The organism is Mesorhizobium sp. M4B.F.Ca.ET.089.01.1.1 (genome assembly GCF_004022605.1).
Taxonomy (GTDB): Bacteria; Pseudomonadota; Alphaproteobacteria; order Rhizobiales; family Rhizobiaceae; genus Mesorhizobium; species Mesorhizobium abyssinicae.
Map to the genome: position 1 here is coordinate 1 of NZ_RZOS01000848.1, position 1,291 is coordinate 1,291.

General features: G+C 58.6%; 3 protein-coding genes. 1 reads left to right on the forward strand and 2 read right to left on the reverse strand.

Annotated features, from left to right (window positions below; genetic code table 11):
* The first annotated feature begins 83 nt into the window (after positions 1 to 83).
* Positions 84 to 461, forward strand: a complete 378-nt coding sequence (locus tag EN780_RS34460; protein WP_128276479.1) for a hypothetical protein — start codon at positions 84 to 86, stop codon at positions 459 to 461.
* A gap of 99 nt (positions 462 to 560) precedes the next feature.
* Here EN780_RS34460 and EN780_RS39170 read toward each other — a convergent pair whose 3' ends face one another.
* Together EN780_RS39170 and EN780_RS34465 are read right to left on the reverse strand one after the other, a co-directional pair.
* On the reverse strand, positions 561 to 734 hold the full coding sequence (locus tag EN780_RS39170; protein ID WP_182574573.1) for a hypothetical protein: 174 nt from the start codon (positions 732 to 734) through the stop codon (positions 561 to 563).
* A 23-nt stretch (positions 735 to 757) separates the two neighbouring features.
* Positions 758 to 1,174, reverse strand: coding sequence for a hypothetical protein (locus tag EN780_RS34465; RefSeq protein ID WP_128276480.1), 417 nt, complete (start codon positions 1,172 to 1,174; stop codon positions 758 to 760).
* Between the last annotated feature and the right edge of the window lie 117 nt (positions 1,175 to 1,291).

Here is a 1,291-nt window from a genome sequence, read left to right on the forward strand (position 1 = left end):
TTCGTATCCTATCGTGCTCTCGTCCTTGATCAACGTTTTTATCAACTCGATTGGCCGGGGCGGCAGGGGCGGAGTGTGCCCGCATGAGGAATGAAGCCATGCTGAGCGTAGGAAAATCTTCAAATGACCTATCCCGAGACAACCATTTCATTCGGCAGAATCGCACGGCGATAAATGCTGAGGCGCGGCTCGGCACCCTGGCCGACATAACCGAACGACATGTCGCAGCTCAAAGAGCGGCCAGAGCGTTCCGAGAGGCTGAGAAGGGGCCCGGGGCTGGCGACGTGATCACGTTGGACGAGGCCGCGGCGCGGCGCGACGTGATTGCGTATCAGCCCGCCGATCACCGGGAATCCATCAGGAAGCTGGTATACATCGCGGCATATTTGATCGCGAGGCGGGAGCGTCTCTACGAAAGGGAAATGGCGACAGTTATGGAGATGGCGGCGCCTTTTGGGTGAGGTGATCAGCCATCGTGGGGGTGAAAACGCCCGCTGAAAAGCGGGCTTTTGCCGCCTAGGCGGGCTTTTTTGTAGCGCAGGCGTTTCCTTGATGGCCTGTCACAGTAGGTCAGGCCTTCCATGCACCAGGCGGATGAGCCCAGCCTGTACCGCGCCGGTGACGATTCCAAAAAGCAACGCAGCCAGCAAGTCCCAGCCAAAGCAGAGTGAGATTACGAAGCAAACCACCGCTGTTGCAAAGACCGTCACGTAGTCGAGAAATTGATCTTCCATAACGAACACCTTTCCGTATCGGCCTAGAAGATTGTGGCAACCCATTCGCCGTTGGCCGCCTTTGCGAAGCCGACAACACGATTGAGAGGCTGTGCCTCAGGCGACATCTTGACCGTGGTCACGCACGAAACGCCGGGGCCGTTGTTGTTTTTGTCGCACTGGCCAAGGGCAAGTGAGATCTTCGGCATGTCGTTGCGATCCCAGACCAACGGTGAGCTGGATTGCGCGTTCTGAAAGGCGGCCAGGGCCTCACCCTCTGACGGTTTTTCCACGACTGGTAGAGGACACAGTGAGGGATCAGCGGCTATCGCCGCCGTGAGCTCGGCCTTGGTAATGGTCCTTGCCTCGACAGTCGGGTGTGGAACTGCCAGCCAGGTTCCGCCGGCGCCGGCCGCAAGGCCGGCGCCGGCTGTCATGGCGAGTAGGACGGCATTGTTCATCGCTCTGACCCACTAGAGATTCAGATTGAACCAGTGGCGTTGCTTGACGCCCTGATCATTCGGAATATCGAAGTACCAGGGATCAGCGCGCCTCGGCCGCTGCGAGGAAATCTCCTT

What these genes read in the sequence shown, in the direction of transcription:
- EN780_RS34460 (WP_128276479.1), top strand. Translation starts at nt 84, where the DNA reads ATGAGGAATGAAGCCATGCTGAGCGTAGGAAAATCTTCAAATGACCTA.
- EN780_RS39170 (WP_182574573.1), bottom strand. Translation starts at nt 734, where the DNA reads ATGGAAGATCAATTTCTCGACTACGTGACGGTCTTTGCAACAGCGGTG.
- EN780_RS34465 (WP_128276480.1), bottom strand. Translation starts at nt 1,174, where the DNA reads ATGAACAATGCCGTCCTACTCGCCATGACAGCCGGCGCCGGCCTTGCG.